Source organism: Nonomuraea helvata (genome assembly GCF_039535785.1).
Classification (GTDB): Bacteria; Actinomycetota; Actinomycetes; order Streptosporangiales; family Streptosporangiaceae; genus Nonomuraea; species Nonomuraea helvata.
The window spans coordinates 910,009-927,045 of record NZ_BAAAXV010000001.1 but is presented as its reverse complement, the minus strand read 5'-3'; the positions used below and the strand labels follow the sequence as shown (position 1 = coordinate 927,045).

The window sequence follows — 17,037 nt, the reverse complement described above, 5'->3', positions numbered from 1 at the left end:
CCGGACATGGAGCCGTCCAGGGGTGGGGTCACAGCTTGCGGTAGGCGCGGGCCTCCTCGGCCGCCTCCAGCACGTCGGAGAGCGGCACGCCCGCGCCCGCCGCCACCGCCGCCGCGATGGCCCCCTCCACGAACGGCACGTCCGCCACCACCACCCGCCCGTCCTCCTCCAGCAGGCGGGCGGTCAGCACCGAGCTGCCCAGATCGGGGATCAGCACCACGCCGTCCCCCTGGTCGACGCTGCGCAGCGCCGCCTCGATGAGGTCCACGCTCGTGCCGAGCCCGCCGTCCTCGGTGCCGCCGGCGGCCGCCACCGGCGTGTCCGCACCGGCGATGCCGCGCGCCAGCGCCGCCGCCTCGGCCGCCAGCCCGGCACTGTGCGCCACGAGCACCAAGCCCACCATCACCCGCCTCCAGCCTCGACAAGCCCAGCCTCGACAGGGGCCTCGAGAGGGGCCTCCATCACGTCACCACGGCGGCCAGGGCCGCCATGAACAGGGCCGCCGACGCCGCCCCCGGATCCTCGTGCCCGATGCTGCGCTCGCCCAGGTAGCTGGCCCGCCCCTTACGCGCCTGCATCGGGATCGTGGCCTTCGCGCCCTCCTCGGCCGCCTTGGCCGCCTGCTCGAACGCCTCCCGCACGCCCACCCCGTCGCGTACGGCCAGGGCGAGCGCCCGCGAGGCCGGAGCCAGCGCGTCCACCATGGTCTTGTCGCCCAGCGCGGCCTTGCCCAGCCGTTCGAGCGCCACCACCCCGGACTCGAAGGCCGCCGCGAACCCGGCCAGCGTCACCGGCGACTCCAGCGACTTGCCCATCTGCCGGAACACCGACCCGTACAGCGGACCGGAAGCGCCCCCGATACGGCGGATCAGCGTCGCGCCCGCCAGGGCCAGCACCTGCGCCGGAGTCTCGGGCGGCGACCCGGCCAGCGCGGCGCGGACCTCGGTGAGGCCGCGGTCGAGGTTCGTGCCGTGGTCGGCGTCGCCGATCGCCGCGTCCAGCTGCGTGAGCCGCTCGCGGTCCCTGCGGACCAGCCTGGCCGCCTCCTCGAACCAGGCCACGAACACGTCGGCGTTCATCAGCGCCCCCAGCGCAGCCCCGGCGTCTCGACCGGCGCGTCCCACAGGCGGGTCAGGGTGTCGTCGAGCAGGCAGATCGATACGGAGAAGCCCTGCATGTCCAGGCTCGTCACGTAGTTGCCCACCAGCGAGCGCGTCACCCGGGCTCCCTTGCCCTTGACGAACGCCGCCACCTCCGCGAAGACCACGTACAGCTCCATGAGGGGGGTCGAGCCCATGCCGTTCACCATGACCAGCAGGTCGCCGCGGAGCGGCAGGTCGCCGTGGATCGCCTCCATGGCGATCCCCGCCAGCTCGCGCGCCGACACCATCGGCACCCGGGCCCGGCCCGGCTCGCCGTGGATGCCGATGCCCAGCTCCACGTCCGTCTCCGGCAGGTCGAACGTCGGCTTGCCCGCGTGCGGCGTCGTGCACGACGTCAGCGCGATGCCGAACGACCTGCTGCGCTCGTCGACCTCGCCCGCCACCAGCGCGACCTGGGCCAGCGGCGCGCCCTGCTCGGCCAGCGCGCCCGCCATCTTCTCCACGAACACCGTCGCCCCGGTGCCGCGGCGGCCCGCCGTGTAGAGGGAGTCCTGCACGGCCACGTCGTCGTCGACCAGCACGCTCACCACCTCGACGTCCTCGACGAGCTCGGCGGCCATCTCGAAGTTCAGCACGTCTCCGGTGTAGTTCTTGACGATGTGCAGGACCCCCGCGCCGCCGTCGACCGCCCGGGTCGCGTCGATGATCTGGTCGGGGACCGGCGAGGTGAAGATCTCACCCGGGCAGGCGGCGTCGAGCATGCCGTACCCGACGAAACCGGCGTGCAGCGGCTCGTGCCCCGAGCCCCCGCCCGAGACCAGGCCGACCTTCCCGGCCCGGGGGCCCTCGGCCCGGTAGACCACCCGGTCGCGCACCCGCAGCGAGGGATGGGCCGCGGCCATGCCGTTCAGTGCGTCGTCAACGACGGAGTCGGCCGTGTTGATGAGCTTCTTCATGGTCAGAAGATCTGCCCATTTTCACGAGGGCGCAAGCGTCGTAGCGTGGTCGGGGTGGATGTCGTCTACAACCCCTATGATCCGGCAGTCAACGGCGACCCGTACCCCGTCTACGCCCGGTTGCGCGAGCAGGCGCCGATCTATCACAACGCCGAACTCGGCTTCTGGGCCCTGTCGCGGCACGCTGACGTGTCCGCCGCGCTCGGCGACAGCGCCCTGCTGTCCAGCGACCACGGCCCGATGCTCGACCCGGGCGCGTGGGGGCCGCAGGCCAGTACGTACCTGTCGTTCGTGGCCATGGACCCGCCGGAGCACACCCGCATGCGGGCCATCGTCTCGCGGGCCTTCACCCCGCGCCGGGTGGCCGCGCTCGAGCCCATGATCCGGCAGATCGCCCGCGGCTACATCGCGGAGGGTCTCGAGCGCGGGACGTTCGACTTCGCCCGCGACTTCGCGGCCAAGCTGCCCCTCGACGTGATCTCCGAGCTTCTGGGCGTGCCGCCGTCACACCGGGCCGACGTACGCCACCGGTCCGACGCGCTGGTCCACTCCGACCCGGACGGGAAGATGGCGGAGGAGGGAATCAGGACCGTCCTGTCCCTCGGCGACTACTACGCCTCGATCGTCGCCGACCGCCGGGCCACCCCCCGCGACGACCTCGTCTCGGCGCTCGTCGCCGACGGCGGGCTGAGCGTCGAGGAGATCGTGGCGTTCCTGTTCCTGCTGGTCGGGGCGGGCTCGGAGACCACCACCCACCTGCTCAGCGCTGCCTGGTACTGGGCGTGGCGCAACCCTGACCAGCGCGCTGTCGCCTTCGGTGGGGCCATCAGAGAGTGGGCGGAGGAGTCGTTGCGCTACGACACTCCCGCGCACGGCCTCGCCCGCCGCCTCACCGAGCCCACCGAGTGGTACGGCGTCCTCGTCCCCGCCGATGCCAAGGTGTGGGTCCTGATCGGCTCGGCCAACCGGGACGAGTCGGTCTTCCCTGATCCCGACGTCTACGATCTGCGCAGGGATACCTCGAAGGCCATCAGCTTCGGCGTCGGCCGCCACTACTGCCTCGGCGGCCCGCTGGCCAGGCTCGAGGCGAGGGTGGCGCTGGAGGAGCTGACGAAGGCCGTCTCCCCTTCGTACGAGATCGACCAGGACGGCATCCGGCGCACCTCGCACGGCAACGTCAGGGGCGTGATCAGGCTCCCGACGGCCGTGACACCTGCCTGAGTAGGCTACCTTCCTGTCATGGCTGAGATCGTGTACCCGCCGGTGATCGCCGCTGCGCGGACCCTGTTTCGCGTGCTCGACGTCCGCTTCCACATGGAGGGTACGGAGCACGTGCCGAGGACCGGGGGAGCGGTGCTGGTGAGCAACCACATCAGCTACCTCGACTTCATCTTCGCCGGGTTCGCCGCCCTGCCCTCTCGCCGGCTGGTGCGGTTCATGGCCAAGCAGGACGTGTTCGACCACCGGATCTCGGGGCCGCTGATGCGCGGCATGCACCACATCCCCGTCGACCGCGGCGCGGGTGCGGGCTCGTACGCCACGGCCCTGCGCATGCTCAAGGCGGGGGAGGTCGTGGGCGTCTTCGCGGAGGCCACCATCAGCCGGTCCTTCACCGTCAAGGAGATCAAGAGCGGCGCCATCCGCATGGCCCAGGCCACGAACACGCCCGTCATCCCGGTCGCGCTCTGGGGCGGCCAGCGCATGTGGACCAAGGGCCGGCCGCGCAACCTCATGCAACGGCACATTCCGCTCACCATCCTGGTGGGGGAGCCCATGCACCCCAAGCGCGGCGAGAACGTCAACGACCACGCGGCCGACCTGCACACGCGGCTGTCGGGGCTGGTGGACCGGGCGCAGCGCACCTACCCGGAGATCCCGCCGGGCGTCTGGTGGCAGCCCGCCCACCTCGGCGGCACCGCCCCGACACCGGAGGAGGCGGCGGCCATGGACGCGGCCGAGGCGGAGGCCCGCGCCAAGAAGGAGTGACACGGCGGAGGCGAGCTCAACTCCGTACAGGCCTAGGGCCGGAGCACGATCTTGCCGTGGGTGTGCCCCTGCTCCAGCTCGCGGAAGGCGTCCCGCACCTGCTCCAGCGGGTAGGTGCGGGCGATCGGCACCTCGAGCTCCCCGCGTGCGGCGAGCCGGGCCAGCTGCCCGAGAACGACCGCGCACGCCGCCGCGCCTTCTCCGTAGGTCCGCGCACCGAACTTGGCCGCGGCCTGCCAGTCGCGGATCGTGTCGATCCGCTCGGGCCGCACGCCCAGCTCCACTGCTGCCAGCTCCACGTAGCCGTCGCCGAACGTGTCGATGAACGCGTCGACGTCCCCGCCGCCGGCCTGCCGGATCCGCTCGGCCACACCCTCGCCGTACTCGACCGGGACAACGCCGCGATCCTTCAACCAGGCGTGGTTCGGCTCGCTGGCCAGCCCGATCACCGTGGCGCCGCACCGCCGCGCGAGTTGCACGGCGAGGGACCCCACGCCGCCCGCCGCACCGGATACGACGACAGTGTCCGCCGGACCGGGGTCGACCGCGAACACGGTGGCGTACGCGGTCGTGCCGGCCACGTACAACGACCCGGCCACGTCCCAGGACAGCCCCTCCGGACGCGAGATCAGATTCACGTCGTCGACCACGACGAACTCCGCGTGGCTCGCCCTGTTGTGGGTGAAACCGAGCACCTCGTCGCCCACCGAGAAGCCGCGCACCTGCGGACCGACCTCCACCACGACGCCGGCCAGATCGCTGCCCTGCCCGGAGGGGAACGTCGCCGGCCAGCGGTCATGCCGCGCGCCCTCCCGGATCATCACCTCGCCGGGCTGGATCCCGGCCGCGCGGACCTCGACCAGCACCTGCCCGGGGCCCGGCGCCGGACGTTCCACCTCCTCCACCCGTAGGACATCGATCCCGCCGTACTCGTGGAACCGGACCGCCTTCATCGCGTGATCACCGCTCTTCCTCGTTCGGATGGGCCTTGGACGGCCACACCCCCACCATGCCTGCGGCTTCGATGGCTGAGGAGCGGAGCGGTCTCCCTAGTATCGACAGTGCCAGGATGCGCCTGACGAACGTGCAGTCGCACGCGATAAACCCGTGGCGATGCCGGTGACCACCCCACGACAATGGCCGACGTGGAAGAGGTTGAGGTCGTCGTCGCCCATAACGAGCGCGCCACCTTGCGCGTCGGTGACGTGTTCCTGAAGATCGACGCTGATCAGACGAACACCGACGTCGAGGTCGAGGCGATGGCTATGGCGCCGATCCCGACTCCGGAGGTCCTGTGGCGGAAGCCGCCCGTGCTCGCGCTCGCGGCCCTCCCAGGCACGGCACTTGGCCGCCTCGGCGAGCCGTCGACCGCGTCGTCGGCGGCGTGGGCCGCGGCGGGTGCCGCCGCACGGACGCTGCACAACGCGCCACTGCCGCCATGGCCCGGTCGGAGCCTCGACGAGATCGCATCGCGCCTCGACGGCGAATGCGCGTGGCTCGTCACGAACGGCGTCCTTCCCGCCGACCTGGTCACGCGCAACCGCCGGGTTGCCGAGGCTGCGCTCCGGCCGTGGACACCGGTGTTCACGCACGGCGACCTGCAGATCACCCATGTGTTCGTCGACGGTGACGAGGTCACCGGTGTGATCGACTGGTCCGAGGCGAGCCAGGGCGATGCCATGTTCGACCTCGCCATCTTGACGCTCGGCCACGAGGAGCGCCTTGGCGACGTCCTCGCCGGCTACGGCATGGACGTCGACGTCGACGTGATCCGCGCGTGGTGGTCGCTGCGAAGCCTGCTGGCGATCCGCTGGCTGGTCGAGCACGGCTTCGACGCGTTCTCGCCAGGCTGCGAGGTCGACGTGCTGAGATCCCGGATGTGAGGCTGCACGCCCGACGGCCACGAGTGCCGTTCTGCCGCATCGAGCGGGCTCTCTCCTGAGGCGCGTCTTCCGGACCGATGGAGTGAGATGATCTTCGAAGGCCCCAGCCAGCCGGTCGGCGACATCGGAAGCCGGCGCACGACTCGAATGATCCAAGGCAAGAACCAACTGACCAGGTCAGACCATTGGTGATCTCTGCGGTCCCCCGTCAGTACCGCCATGAAGATCGGCGATATATCGGTCGTCCACCGCTCAAGATCGTGAACGTTTGAGGTTGAGGGCGCGTTGAGCGACGAGGGTCATGGGGAGGCTGCACCAGCGGACCGAGTCAGATGTGGAAGTCGCCACACCTGCGCCATGGATAAGCCGGACTCCACCACCATGGGCACAATTCGGCAACGGCATCAAGAACGATCTAGACTTACTGAGACGATGTATGAATGAGTTTTGCTGAGTGGGCAGCGCTCATTGCTGCCATCGCGGCTGTGGTCGTCGCCATACCAGCGATTCCTGATACTCCAGCCCGACCGTATTGGATCTCGGGCGGTGCTGCTCTCCTGGTATTGGCGGTCATCCTCGGGGCGGTGGGCAGCGAGATCTTCAGTCCAAAGCCACCAGACAGGTTGGCCACAACAAGCCAGGGCGCCGGCGGAGATAGCGTAGGGAGCTCGCCCGGCAGTCAGCGATCGTCTGGTGCCACCCGCTCGTCGCCCTCCACCGATGATAGCGGGTCGGTAAATCCCAGCCCGACCGAGCCCGGCATCCGTCATGAGGGGTCGTTATTGCTTGTTGCGGGTAATGCAGCGGACCTTGACGTCCCCTCTGACAATCCGCGGTGGGAGGGCAGTGGATACGATATCTATCTGGGCAGGCCTGGATATAATAATGAGGGGATGATCGAGCCTAACTATGGCGCTCGATGGGCGACGTCGAACGACGCTGCCGACTACAACACCTGCTTCCATCTCCAGGGCTACCGAACTTCAAGCTTTGAGTACACCTTGTTGCAGCGCGCCAAGACCTTGTGCATGATCACCAACACCGGCCGCATCGCGGCAATGAGCATCCAATCTGCCGCAAGGGACGAACTGCGGTTCAATGTCAAAGTATATTTGAGAGGTAACGAATAGACAGAAGTCGCCCAGGTTGAATGCCTGGAGTCTTCAGTCGTGACGGATAGCGCCCGTTGCGGGATGGCCATGGCATGCGTAGGGGCAAAGAGGAAGCTCTCATGTCCTGAAAGAGCCGGTGGTGGGCTTGGTTGCGGGTGCGTTGCCGCGGGTGAGGATGCGATAGAAGTCGCGGGCGATGTAACGCTTGAGGCAGCGCAGGATGTCTTTCTTCGACAAGCCGTCGCTGGTGCGACGGGCGGCGTAAGCGCGAGTGCGTTCGTCATGGGCCAGGCGTTTGAGGGCGATCACGTAAGGGCGCGGTTGGCGTCGCGGTCGCCAGCCCGGTTCAGGCGGAAGAGGCGGGTCTGGCCGCTGGAGGCTGGGATCGGTGCGACGCCGTACATGTGGGCGAAGGCCGCCTCGTTGTGCAGCCGGTCGGATTGTGCCCAGCGGTGACCAGCAGTTGGGCGGCGGTCTCAGTGCTACTGCCCACAGCACGCCCGGGCCGGCTCAACTGCCCATGCAGTCCAGCCGGGGCGTCGCCAACTGCCTCGACCACCTTAGCCTGCTAGGGGTGCAGGTAGCGCGGTCAGGCCCGCACCTGGAGCTGTCGATGCCCTCCATGCCCACCGACGCGAGCCGGTCTCAGCCCTCCACCTCGGCCGACTCAGGAGCGGCGTCGACGATCAGCCGGCGGCGCGCGACCCGCTCCTGTTCCTGCCGCTCGTTATAGCCGCGATAGCGATTCTAGCGACGCTAGACAATGACCAGCAAGAGCGATAGTGTCGCTCGTGTATCTAGCAATGCTAACCCTCTTGGGAGGCACCCTCATGCTCAGAAGGCGCATCGGCACCGCAATGGCCCTCCTCGTCGTGCTGGCCCCATTCATCTTCGGACTCAACTTCCTGTTCAACGGGCCCGGTGCCGCCTCAGGCTTCGGCATCACCCCGTGGCCCGAGGGCGGTGCCGAGGGCTACTTCATCGTCAAAGGCGTCCGTGACCTGACGGTGGCACTCACCGCTCTGACACTTCTCCTGCGGGGCCACCGTCGCACGCTGGGCATCGCCATCTTGATCGCGACGTTGATGCCGCTCGGTGACGCGTACGCGGTGGTCACCCACGGCGGCACGCTCGTGCAGGCCCTCACCATCCATGTCAGCGCCGCCGTGGTCATGCTGATCGGCGCGGTACTGCTGCTGACCGAGAAGCAGCCCTAGCCAGGACCGGACGGGGTCACCCACGCGCCGCGCCGAGCTCGCGATGGTCAGGAAGGCGGTGTGCAGCCTCGGGCCTCGGCGGACCTGCCGAGTGCTGACCGGCGAAGTTCGCGGCCTTGGAGGTCACGCGGGTGGGCGGTCTTCGAGAGGGTTGGCGGCGATCCGCCCTGCGACGTCGTTCCTGACCGATGCGGCGGCGGCGCTGTCCGGCTTGCGCTTCGCCTGGTCCTCGAAGCACGCCAGGAACTCCGCGCCGAATCCCAGCCGAGGATAGCGGGCGAGCATCTCCGCCCTGGCGTCCGGCGAGAACTCCTCCGCCCGCCGTCCGACCACCTCCCAGCTTGTGGCGACCTGCAGTACGTGGGACTCGGGGTCGGTGTCCGGGGACACGTCGTCGCGCATGTGCAGCGTGATGATCTCAGTGACCCTGGCGGCCCGCTCCGCGGGCCAGCCGGCCGCCACGCCGAAGACCCAGGCCAGCTGCCCTCCCGCCGCCTCGAACGGCAACCTATGGCTGTCGAAAGCCTCCGTCAGCCCCATGTCGTGGAGCAGCGCCGCAACGTAGTAAAGCTCGTCATCGAAGGCGATCCCGTGCGCTGTGCCGTACGCCGTTCCCCACAGGTAGGAGCGGACGCAGTGGTTGAACAGGGCGGGCGAGTAGAAACGGGTGGCCACCGACAGCGCCGCCGCGGCGGCGGGAGTCTCCGGAAACATGGTTTCGGCTTTCATCTGGTCGTGAGGTCTCGACGTCCGACCTTGGCCGCATGCCGACGGTGGTATCCGATGCGGGGGTCGCGCTGATCAAATCCACGCCGTTGCGCCCAGCCGACAGCCCTACCTTGGCGGATCATCGACCTTGAGCTTGTCTCCGGTGTTGGAGACGAAGATGACCAGCAGCTTCGCCGGTTGCGTCCGGCTGGTGTTCTCCGTGAGCACATGGTGGGCGCCCGGCGGCTCGACCCAGTTCTCGCCTTGGTGGTACGTACGCACTGACTGTCCACTGAGTTGGCTGCGCACAGTGCCCTCGAGCACGTACGCGTAGACGAAAGCCTTGCCATGCCGATGCGGCGCCGCGCGGGCGGCGGGCGGGAAGCTCACGATCATCGAGGTGAACGTCTTGCCCTTGACATTGGGAAGAGCCTGTTCCAAGAGAGTCGACAGCGTCTCGGACGGTGGCTGCGAAACCGTGGCGGCCACCGGCACCTGGCCGATCGCACGCTGTGCTGTGGGCGCGCATGCGACGGACGCGGCCACCATGCCGGCAGCCAGCAGGCCACTGGCAAACCGTACGCTGGTCATGACAGCTCTCCTATCCTGCTCGCACCTTTCAGGCGCACCGGGTGATCGCGAGGGGTCCCGGATTACGTCCCCGCACAGCCGAAGTGATTCACCTGGGGACGGGTCTCGGTCAGGAGGAAGGCATTTCCGCGCTTGACCACGGGCGAACTCAAGCCTTGGTGATGGTCTGCTCAAGTGCCGCCGAGCCGACACGACGTCGCCGACGACTGAGCCGGCCTGCCGGCTACCAGCCTTCCGCGACGCGGGTGATCGTCTTGCCGGGGGTGCGCCGGGCGGGCGCGAACGCGGAGGGCGCCTCGGCGAGCGTCCGTGCGGCTCCGACGATCGGGCGGAGCCGTCCGTCCCGGACCCGCTGTGCCAGGTCCGCGAGCCGGGCACGATCGGACTCGACGACGAAGAAGATCGCCTGCCCGTCACGGGGCCGGACCGTGGGCGGCGAGACGATGGTGACGAGCGTGCCGCCGGCGCGGACCAGCGCGGCCGAGCGGTCCAGGATGTCACCGCCGATCACGTCGAACACCACGTCGACCTGACCGGCATCTTCAAGGCGATCGGCCTGCAGGTCCAAGAAGGCATCCACGCCGAGGCCGAGTGCTGTTTGCCGAAGTAATCGGTGGGCCGGCGCGTCCGACACCAGCGCTCCGGCGCGCAGTGCAGGGGACGACGGGCGCAGGGTACAGTCGGTGGCCTGCCGCCGTACCAGGCCGACCTGGGACCCAGCGGCTCCGTAATCTGATCGAGGCTCGAGCACGCTGAGCTACTGCTGAGGGTCCGGGCTACCCACCGCGCAGATCGCCCCAGCCCTCCCTCATCTTCGAACCCACGAGGGACTCCGCCCCCGACATTCGCGTCCGTCGGGGGCGCGGGTCATCATCCTTGGCACAGCCAGACAACGCGCAGCGAAAAACCTTCGGCTGGCCGACCGAATGATCACGACAACTCATTGGTTGTGACACAGGTACTTACGGCGCCGGGCGGTAGTCGCCGAACCCCCAAAGCTGGCCTTCGGGGTCGAGCGCGGTGTAGCGGAGGCCGAAGCCGTTGTCGGTGAGCTCCTGAATGATCTCGGCGCCCTCGGACCTGGCGTGCTCGTAGTGCGTCCGCGCGTCGCCGACTGCGACGTAGACGCCGCCCGTCATCGCGCCGATCTCGCGTGGAACGCGCAGGCCGAACGTGTCGTTCTGGATCGAGCCGAGCATGACGATCGCGTCGGGACCGAGGGTGAGCTCGGCGTGCGCGATCAGACCGTTCTCCCCCTCGATCACGGTGTGCCGCCGGAATCCGAAGACACGGGTGAGCCACTCGATCATGGCGGGAGCGTCCTGGTAGCCGATGATCGGATAGATGCCGCTGGCCATGGTGGTCTCCTTATTGATCGCGCCAGATGGAGGCATTCTCCTGGGCGTAGGACTCAAGGGGGCGTGCGGGGTGGCCCGTGACACGTTCCACCGTGTCGGTCACGACCGCGTTCTCACCATCGCGGATGAGCGCGAACAGACCTCGCTGCCACGTCACCGAACGGTCGTCGGCACCGGCCTTCCGCATGCCGTCGGCGAACGCGCCGGGCTCCAGCGCGGTGTAGGTCAGCTTCCGGTCCACCGCCTCGCCCAGGACTCGAAGGGCTTCCGCGTGAGACAGGGCGCGGGGACCGGTCAGAACGTACACGTTTCGGGCATGGCCCTGTTCGGTGAGCGCGGCAGCGGCGACGTCGGCGATGTCGCGGGTGTCGACGAACGCCACGGCGGCGTCGGCGGCGGGGAGTTCCAGCACTCCGCCCTCATGCAGGGCCGGGGCGAAGCCTTCGCCGAAGTTCTGCTGGAACCAGTTCGGCCGTAGGATGGTCCACTCCTTGCGCGAGGAACGCACTTCGTCCTCCCACACGGCCATCGGGATCACATCCGGCAGCAGGTCAACGCCCAGCAGCGACAACAGCACCACCCGGCGGGCGTCGTGCGCGGCGGCGAGCAGGTCGCGAACGAGCCCGGCCCCGTCGGGCACCGCGTATGGCGGGACCAGGTACAGCCCCTCGACGCCTTCGAGCGCAGGCGCCCAGGTATCGCGGTTGGCCCAGTCGAACGTGACCCCGTTCGCACCGGGGTTGCGGCTCGCCGCACGCGTCTTGACGCCGCGCGCCGTGAGTGCCTCGACCACCGGTCTGCCGGTCTTCCCGGTCGCTCCGATCACCAGAACGGTCATTGTCTTTCTCCTTTGTCCGATGACTCGAAGATACGACTGACTGGCCGGATGATGAATGCTCGAAAGTCCGGAATTCATGTCTCATCATCCGCGATATCCGGAGGTAGAGTACGGGTATGGACGTGCTTTCGGACGCGCTGGGCGCGCTGCGCACTGGGCGGACCCGTTCGGTGCGCACGAGCGTGCGGGCACCGTGGGGGCTGCGGTTCCCAGCGGTGACCGGGACGACCTTTCACGTCGTGCTCCAAGGCGCCTGCTGGCTGCTGCCCGCCGACGGCGGAGACCCGGTCGGACTGGGGCCGGGGGACGTCGTCTTCCTCCGGGAGGGGAGCGAGCACGGCCTGGCCGACACCCCGGAGACGCCATTGATCGACTTCGCTCCGGAACGCGAGGACCCGTCGTCGCCCATCGGTCATGTGCGCGTGGACGGGCCGGGCGCGGAGGCGATCCTTCTCTGCGGCGCCTACCAGCTCGATCGGACGCGGTCGCATCCGCTGATGCGGGAACTGCCCGAGCTCGTCCACCTGCCCGCCCGGCCGGCCAGACGCGCCGAGCTTGGGCATCTGGTCGACCTGCTCGCCACCGAACTCGACCTGCGACGTCCGGGCAGGGACGGCATCGTGCCCCCGCTGGTCGACGCGATGCTTCTCTACATCCTGCGGGCCTGGCTGGACGAGCGGAGCGACGCGGCCCCGTCCGGGTGGGCGGGGGCGCTCGCCGACACGGCGATCGGCCAGGCCCTGCACGACATTCATGCCCGTCCCGCGCATCCCTGGACGGTCGAGCAACTGGCGGCGCGCGGCGGCCTGTCCCGGTCGGTGTTCGCCCAGCGTTTCACCGCGCTGGTGGGACTACCGCCGATGGCCTACCTGACCTGGTGGCGAATGACCAGCGCGGGCCGCATGCTTCGCGAGTCGGACATCCCACTCCGGGCCGTGGCCGAGTGCGTCGGCTACACCTCCGAGTTCGCGTTCGGCAAGGCGTTCAAGCGCGAGTTCGGCGTCCCACCGGGCGGCTACCGGCGCGGACATACACACCAGGGAGTTTGACCCGAATCACACTCCTCCAAGTTGAGTGCCCTTTGTTCGATGGCTCCGTTTCCGTGATGTGGATCCAGGCCGTGTGGCGCTCTGCGGGCGCTGGGGGATACTCCGGCGACGATGAAGGGGCCCTGATCTCGCCCGTTCCAGCGCCTCGGCTCGCAGCCAGGACGCTCTCACTGAGCAGAATGATCGTGAACAGGCCGTAGCGCTCGGCGATTAGCCCTTCGGCAGGCAAACCCAGAAGTACGCGAAGAGGCCGTTTCTGATTTCTCAGAAACGGCCTCTAACCTGCGGTTTCTAGCAAGTCGGGACGACAGGATTTGAACCTGCGACCCCTTGACCCCCAGTCAAGTGCGCTACCAAGCTGCGCTACGTCCCGGTCGTGTCCGTCGCTCCCTTCGGAGCGGGACGTCATAACCTTAGCGCACATCGGAGGTACACGCGTACACGGAAGAGCTGGGGAGCGGAGGTCGGGTGGGGCGGAAGCCGAGCATCGATCGGCGGGAGCTGGCCAGGCTGGTTGCCGAGGGGATGAGCGTGCAGGAGCTGGCCGCGCACTTCGGGGTGAGCGAGTCCGGGGTGCTGCAGGCCAAGCGGGCCGCCGGGCTGGCCAAGCCGATGCTCGACCACAGCCGCGCCGTGCCGTGGAAGCTGGCCCGCGTGCATGCCCAGTCCGGGCCCGCCACCAATCTGCGTAACCTGTCGGCGGCCGCGCAGGGGAAGCCGCCCGCGGACGAGCGGTTGAACACGGCTCTGCGGTGGGCTCAGCGGCTCGTGGACGCGGGGCTCGACGTGCGGTACGACGCGACTGAAGGGTTCAGTGAGGTCCCCGCTCCACCAGGCGGCTCACATGTTGCGGCGGTGCTGGCCGCGGCGAGGAAGGCACTCGAAACCCGCTGAGGCGGCAAGTTTCGACATGCCTGTTCGAGGGCAGTCGCTGGTCTCAACACAGAGACCGGAGGCGAAGATCATGACCACCTCAATCTGGGTGGCCGTCGTGGTCGCGGTGGTGGCGCTCGCCGCAGTCGCATATCTCGTGCTGCGGCAGCAGCAGCGGCGCAGCCACCTCCGTGAACAGTTCGGCCCGGAGTACGAGCGCACGATCGCGGAGCACGACAACCGCCGCGAGGCCGAGGAGGAGCTGCTCGACAGGGAGCGTCGGCATGCCGAGCTCGACATCCGCCCCCTCACGGAGGAGTCCCGCGAGACCTACGCGAACCGGTGGACCGAGGTGCAGGAGCGCTTCGTGGACGCCCCCGGGTTCGCGGTGACCGAGGCCGATCAGCTGGTCACGTCCGTCATGGCGGAACGGGGTTACCCGACGCAGGACTTCGAGGAGCGGCTGTCCACCCTGTCGGTGGGACACGCGGCCACCCTCGACCACTACAGGACGGCTCACGAGGTCAGCGGGCGGGCGGCCAGGAAGGAGGCCTCGACGGAGGAGCTGCGGCAGGCCATGGTGCACTACCGCGCGCTGTTCGAGGAGTTGCTGCATGAGACCGCGCGAGGACGGTGAAGAAGATCATGAGCACCCCCATTCCCAGCAGTGGTGGCGAGGAGCACACGCGCCACGATTATCCCCACGATCGTTCGAAGGACGACGAGCGCTCTCTCGCCGGCGATGACACTCCCCGTGTCGCGGCCGACGACGAGTTGGAGGCGGCCGGTTCACGCGCCGACGATGACAAGCTGGTGGCGCGTGATCCGCGTGCCGACGATGACGAGTATGCGGCGGCCGGGCCCGGTGCCGTGACCGCCCCCGAGGACGAGCGCGACGTCCCGTACCGCGAGCCGTACGCGGGAACCGGCAGCGGCGATATGCCGGACGCGGACCCGGTGGCGGCCGGGGAAGCCCCCGCGCACGCCGCCGCCCCCGAGGAGGTCGTCCTGTTCGACCAGGACCCCGACCAGGTGCAGGCCCGCTGGCGCGAGCTGCAGACGGCGTTCGTCGACGATCCCGGCGAGGCCGTGCGGCGTGCCGACGGCCTGGTCGGCGAGGTGGTGGAGGCCCTCACCAACAGCCTCACCAGTCGTACGGACTCCCTGCGTGACCGCTGGAAGGACGCCGACTCCACCGACACCGAGCAGCTACGCCTGGCGCTGCGCGAGTACAGGAGCGTCCTGGAGAGCCTGCTCACCCTTTCCGGGAGGAGGTGACATGACATGCTCGCGGTAGTCGCAGCGATCATCTTCGGACTGGGATTCCTGCTCGACCTGGTCAACGTGAGGATTCCCGGCGGGTTCTCCGGCATGACGTTCGCGCTGCTGGGTCTGACGCTGCTGGCCCTGCATCAGGCAGGCGTCGGTACGGCCAGCATCCGCAGCGGATACGGGAACTGGCGCGGACGAGCCCGCCGGTAAGCGGACGAGTCAGCCAATAGCCTGATAACTCCAGACAGGTCGGACGGGAGCGGGAGGTCGCAGGTGATGCGGTCTCCCGCGAAGCCGAAAGGCAAAGGCCGGGCAGCGAAAAGGTGCAGGCTGAGCGTCACTCCTTGCCGGGGAAGCGCATGGTGACGGTGCTGCCGTCGTCGTTCCCGACCCGCAGCGTCAGATCGGACGCCAGCAGACGGGCCACCCAGAGCCCCATTCCCCCCACGGCCCCCGGCAGAGGCCCCGGTTTCCACATGCCGTCGTCGTGCACCTCCACGACCAGGTCGCCGTTGACCAGCCAGGTACGCAGCAGAGCCCGGTCCGCCCCGTGAGTGACGGCGTTGGTCGCCACCTCGTTGACCGCGATGACGAAGTCTCCGACCGCCTCCTCCGGCATGCCGGCGCAGCGGGCCTCCTCCTCGGCGAACTGCCGGACCTGTGGCAGGTCCGGCAGCCCGAAGGGCAGCTCTTTCACGGGCGCGCCGGGCGGCGGGCTCGTGTAGCCCGACTGAGGCTCTGTGTCCTCGTTCACCCGGCAGACTCTCTTCTCAGCCGACCAGCTCGCTGCGCAGCTGGTCGAGGACCTTGCGGAGGATACGTGAGACGTGCATCTGGGAGATCCCGAACTCGGCCGCGATCTCGGCCTGCGTCATGTTGCCGAAGAACCGTAGCAGCAGGATGTGCTTCTCCCGGGAGGGGAGCGCGTCGATGAGCGGCTTGACGGCCTCCCTGTCGACCATGGTGCTCAGCGTGTCGTCGACCTCGGGGATGACGTCGCCGAGCGAGGCGGCGTCGTCGTCGGTGCCGAGCGGCGCGTCGAGCGACAGGGTGCTGTACGCGGCGGAGGCGTCGAGCGTCAGCAGGACGTCCTCTTCGCTGATGTTCATCTTGGCGGCCAGCTCGGCCACGGTGGGCGACCTGCCGAGGTCCTGGCTGAGGTCGGCGACCAGCCGGTTGAGCTCCGAGCGGCGCTCCTGGTAGAGGCGTGGCACCCGGATCGCCCACGTGCGGTCCCGGAAGTGGCGCTTGACCTCGCCGGTCATCGTCACGACGGCGTAGCCCCTGAACGCGTGCCCGAGGGTGGGATCGAAGCCGTTGACGGCTTTCATCAGGCCAACATACGCGGCTTGGAGGAGATCCTCCAACGGCTCGCCGCGGTAGCGGTATCGCCGGGCGATCTCCATGGCGAGTGGCCGGTGCATCTCGACGATGCGCTCGCGCAGGCGCTCCCTGAGGCTGTCGGGGGTGTCTTCCCTGACCATGTCGGCCAGGAGTTCTTCGGCTGTCATCTCTTCGAGGACGTATTCCTGCACAGCCATCGCTGCTCCTCCATATGGATCGCAGGCGGCCTCCCCAAGCAAAAAAGCCCATGCAGAGGCACGCCTCGCTCTACTCTCGAGACGAAAGCCCGCTGCTGGACTCCGCAACAAGTGTCCCCCGGATCGCCGGAAGTATTCCTCCCATGTTCGGTGACAGTAGGGTTGCCCCGTGACAATGCCGGATAACGGCGAGGGGCACACGGCCGCCCTGAGCCTGACGTCGTCGACGGTGGACGAGATCACCGTGATCCGTGTCGACGGCGTGCTCGACGCCACGACCCGCGAGCAGTTCGCCGATTACCTGTCCATGGCCGGGGCAGACCTGATTCTTGACCTGGCCGGCGTGACGTTCATGGACTCGCGGGCGCTCGGGCTCATCGTCCACCACTGGCAGACGAGCCTCGCCTCGGGCGCCCGGTTCGCGCTCATCGGGGTTGAATACTCCAAGTCCAGGGTGATGTGGATCACGGGCCTGGCACAGCGCCTGCCGCTCTACGACACGCTCGACGACGCGCTGGCGGCCATCGGCTGACCCCGCCCAACAGGCCCA

At 68.7% G+C, this 17,037-nt stretch carries 22 protein-coding genes, 1 tRNA gene and 1 pseudogene; 11 read left to right on the top strand and 13 right to left on the bottom strand.

The window, feature by feature from the left end; genetic code table 11:
- Positions 1–28: 28 nt before the first annotated feature.
- From ABD830_RS04205 to dhaK, 3 genes are read right to left on the bottom strand one after another with little or no spacing between them, the layout of a single operon-like run.
- Positions 29–403 (bottom strand): PTS-dependent dihydroxyacetone kinase phosphotransferase subunit DhaM, encoded by a 375-nt coding sequence (locus tag ABD830_RS04205; protein WP_344984989.1) that lies wholly within the window; start codon positions 401–403, stop codon positions 29–31.
- Between the two features lie 58 nt (positions 404–461).
- On the bottom strand, positions 462–1,079 hold the full coding sequence (gene dhaL / locus ABD830_RS04200) for a dihydroxyacetone kinase subunit DhaL (RefSeq protein ID WP_344984988.1): 618 nt from the start codon (positions 1,077–1,079) through the stop codon (positions 462–464).
- A complete protein-coding gene (gene dhaK / locus ABD830_RS04195) occupies positions 1,079–2,059 on the bottom strand; it encodes a dihydroxyacetone kinase subunit DhaK (protein WP_344984987.1) in 981 nt (326 codons plus the stop codon). Before dhaK ends, dhaL begins: the two co-directional genes overlap by 1 nt.
- A 54-nt stretch (positions 2,060–2,113) precedes the next feature.
- Here dhaK and ABD830_RS04190 point away from each other — a divergent pair, with 54 nt between their 5' ends.
- The gene (locus tag ABD830_RS04190; protein ID WP_344984986.1) at positions 2,114–3,280 is read left to right on the top strand and encodes a cytochrome P450; all 1,167 of its coding nucleotides are present in this window, start codon (positions 2,114–2,116) and stop codon (positions 3,278–3,280) included.
- A gap of 18 nt (positions 3,281–3,298) precedes the next feature.
- Positions 3,299–4,045 carry a lysophospholipid acyltransferase family protein gene (locus tag ABD830_RS04185; RefSeq protein WP_344984985.1) on the top strand — a complete coding sequence of 249 codons (747 nt, stop codon included), beginning with the start codon at positions 3,299–3,301 and terminating at the stop codon, positions 4,043–4,045.
- 32 nt (positions 4,046–4,077) lie between these two features.
- Here ABD830_RS04185 and ABD830_RS04180 read toward each other — a convergent pair whose 3' ends face one another.
- Complete coding sequence (locus ABD830_RS04180; protein WP_344984984.1) at positions 4,078–4,998, bottom strand: NADP-dependent oxidoreductase; 921 nt, start codon at positions 4,996–4,998, stop codon at positions 4,078–4,080.
- 192 nt (positions 4,999–5,190) lie between these two features.
- Between ABD830_RS04180 and ABD830_RS04175 the strand changes: the two genes are divergently transcribed.
- On the top strand, positions 5,191–5,928 hold the full coding sequence (locus tag ABD830_RS04175) for a phosphotransferase family protein (RefSeq protein WP_344984983.1): 738 nt from the start codon (positions 5,191–5,193) through the stop codon (positions 5,926–5,928).
- Between the two features lie 440 nt (positions 5,929–6,368).
- Entirely contained in the window at positions 6,369–7,058 is a 690-nt protein-coding gene (locus tag ABD830_RS04170) for a hypothetical protein (protein WP_344984982.1), read from the top strand.
- Between the two features lie 99 nt (positions 7,059–7,157).
- Here ABD830_RS04170 and ABD830_RS04165 read toward each other — a convergent pair.
- A pseudogene (locus tag ABD830_RS04165) lies at positions 7,158–7,512 on the bottom strand (transposase); the annotation flags it as partial.
- A gap of 358 nt (positions 7,513–7,870) precedes the next feature.
- On the opposite strand from ABD830_RS04165, the gene ABD830_RS04160 reads away from it, so the two are divergent.
- On the top strand, positions 7,871–8,257 hold the full coding sequence (locus ABD830_RS04160; protein WP_344984981.1) for a DUF4267 domain-containing protein: 387 nt from the start codon (positions 7,871–7,873) through the stop codon (positions 8,255–8,257).
- A 123-nt stretch (positions 8,258–8,380) separates the two neighbouring features.
- Here the strand turns inward: ABD830_RS04160 and ABD830_RS04155 are convergent, their stop codons facing one another.
- The 5 genes from ABD830_RS04155 to ABD830_RS04135 form a co-directional block, all read right to left on the bottom strand.
- On the bottom strand, positions 8,381–8,971 hold the full coding sequence (locus ABD830_RS04155; RefSeq protein WP_344984980.1) for an HD domain-containing protein: 591 nt from the start codon (positions 8,969–8,971) through the stop codon (positions 8,381–8,383).
- A gap of 120 nt (positions 8,972–9,091) precedes the next feature.
- Positions 9,092–9,556, bottom strand: coding sequence for a cupin domain-containing protein (locus ABD830_RS04150; protein WP_344984979.1), 465 nt, complete (start codon positions 9,554–9,556; stop codon positions 9,092–9,094).
- A gap of 223 nt (positions 9,557–9,779) precedes the next feature.
- Positions 9,780–10,136 (bottom strand): zinc-binding dehydrogenase, encoded by a 357-nt coding sequence (locus tag ABD830_RS04145; protein WP_344984978.1) that lies wholly within the window; start codon positions 10,134–10,136, stop codon positions 9,780–9,782.
- A 382-nt stretch (positions 10,137–10,518) separates the two neighbouring features.
- Positions 10,519–10,914 carry a VOC family protein gene (locus tag ABD830_RS04140; protein ID WP_344984977.1) on the bottom strand — a complete coding sequence of 132 codons (396 nt, stop codon included), beginning with the start codon at positions 10,912–10,914 and terminating at the stop codon, positions 10,519–10,521.
- Between the two features lie 10 nt (positions 10,915–10,924).
- Positions 10,925–11,752 carry an NmrA family NAD(P)-binding protein gene (locus tag ABD830_RS04135; RefSeq protein WP_344984976.1) on the bottom strand — a complete coding sequence of 276 codons (828 nt, stop codon included), beginning with the start codon at positions 11,750–11,752 and terminating at the stop codon, positions 10,925–10,927.
- A gap of 116 nt (positions 11,753–11,868) precedes the next feature.
- On the opposite strand from ABD830_RS04135, the gene ABD830_RS04130 reads away from it, so the two are divergent.
- Positions 11,869–12,801 (top strand): AraC family transcriptional regulator, encoded by a 933-nt coding sequence (locus ABD830_RS04130; protein WP_344984975.1) that lies wholly within the window; start codon positions 11,869–11,871, stop codon positions 12,799–12,801.
- A gap of 299 nt (positions 12,802–13,100) precedes the next feature.
- Here the strand turns inward: ABD830_RS04130 and ABD830_RS04125 are convergent.
- Positions 13,101–13,174 (bottom strand) — tRNA-Pro (locus ABD830_RS04125).
- 95 nt (positions 13,175–13,269) lie between these two features.
- Here ABD830_RS04125 and ABD830_RS04120 point away from each other — a divergent pair.
- From ABD830_RS04120 to ABD830_RS04105, 4 genes are all read left to right on the top strand, one after another.
- Complete coding sequence (locus ABD830_RS04120) at positions 13,270–13,695, top strand: helix-turn-helix domain-containing protein (RefSeq protein WP_344984974.1); 426 nt, start codon at positions 13,270–13,272, stop codon at positions 13,693–13,695.
- A 70-nt stretch (positions 13,696–13,765) separates the two neighbouring features.
- Positions 13,766–14,311 carry a hypothetical protein gene (locus tag ABD830_RS04115; protein WP_344984972.1) on the top strand — a complete coding sequence of 182 codons (546 nt, stop codon included), beginning with the start codon at positions 13,766–13,768 and terminating at the stop codon, positions 14,309–14,311.
- An 8-nt stretch (positions 14,312–14,319) separates the two neighbouring features.
- Complete coding sequence (locus tag ABD830_RS04110) at positions 14,320–14,952, top strand: hypothetical protein (RefSeq protein ID WP_344984971.1); 633 nt, start codon at positions 14,320–14,322, stop codon at positions 14,950–14,952.
- A 6-nt stretch (positions 14,953–14,958) separates the two neighbouring features.
- The gene (locus ABD830_RS04105; protein WP_344984970.1) at positions 14,959–15,156 is read left to right on the top strand and encodes a hypothetical protein; all 198 of its coding nucleotides are present in this window, start codon (positions 14,959–14,961) and stop codon (positions 15,154–15,156) included.
- 127 nt (positions 15,157–15,283) lie between these two features.
- Here the strand turns inward: ABD830_RS04105 and ABD830_RS04100 are convergent, their stop codons facing one another.
- A complete protein-coding gene (locus ABD830_RS04100) occupies positions 15,284–15,700 on the bottom strand; it encodes an ATP-binding protein (protein ID WP_344984969.1) in 417 nt (138 codons plus the stop codon).
- 16 nt (positions 15,701–15,716) lie between these two features.
- Complete coding sequence (locus ABD830_RS04095) at positions 15,717–16,487, bottom strand: SigB/SigF/SigG family RNA polymerase sigma factor (protein ID WP_344984968.1); 771 nt, start codon at positions 16,485–16,487, stop codon at positions 15,717–15,719.
- Between the two features lie 175 nt (positions 16,488–16,662).
- On the opposite strand from ABD830_RS04095, the gene ABD830_RS04090 reads away from it, so the two are divergent.
- Positions 16,663–17,019 carry an STAS domain-containing protein gene (locus tag ABD830_RS04090; protein WP_344987619.1) on the top strand — a complete coding sequence of 119 codons (357 nt, stop codon included), beginning with the start codon at positions 16,663–16,665 and terminating at the stop codon, positions 17,017–17,019.
- Positions 17,020–17,037: the final 18 nt, after the last annotated feature.